The 279-nt window shown below is 41.9% G+C and carries 1 protein-coding gene; it reads left to right on the top strand.

Annotated features, from left to right (window positions below; genetic code table 11):
- Positions 1-7: 7 nt before the first annotated feature.
- On the top strand, positions 8-279 hold a 272-nt coding region (locus ACKX14_RS15705; RefSeq protein WP_422449312.1), incomplete at its 3' end, for an LptF/LptG family permease.

Genomic DNA, 279 nt, shown 5'->3' with positions numbered 1-279 from the left:
AATTAATTTGATTATTCGGCGTTATCTGGTCAAACAAGTGGTGTCGACATCCTTGGTTGTGATCGCCTTATTGACCTTGATCATGATGGGCGGTCGTTTGATCAAGTATTTTGGTGTAGCCGCGCAGGGTCGCTTAGATGCAGGTATTTTATTTAGCATTATTGGCTATCGTTTGCCTGAATTTTTAACGCTGATTCTTCCTCTAGGCTTTTTTATTGGACTGATGCTGGTTTTTGGTCGTCTGTATGTCGATCATGAAATGGCAGTACTCAATGGCAG

The sequence above is a fragment of the Thermorhabdus hydrogeniformans genome, from assembly GCF_049310025.1.
In the GTDB taxonomy this organism is placed as follows: domain Bacteria; phylum Bacillota; class Thermosediminibacteria; order Thermosediminibacterales; family Tepidanaerobacteraceae; genus JBJYKD01.
The sequence above is the reverse complement of the archived record's forward strand: the minus strand, read 5'-3'. Positions and strand labels throughout refer to the sequence as shown.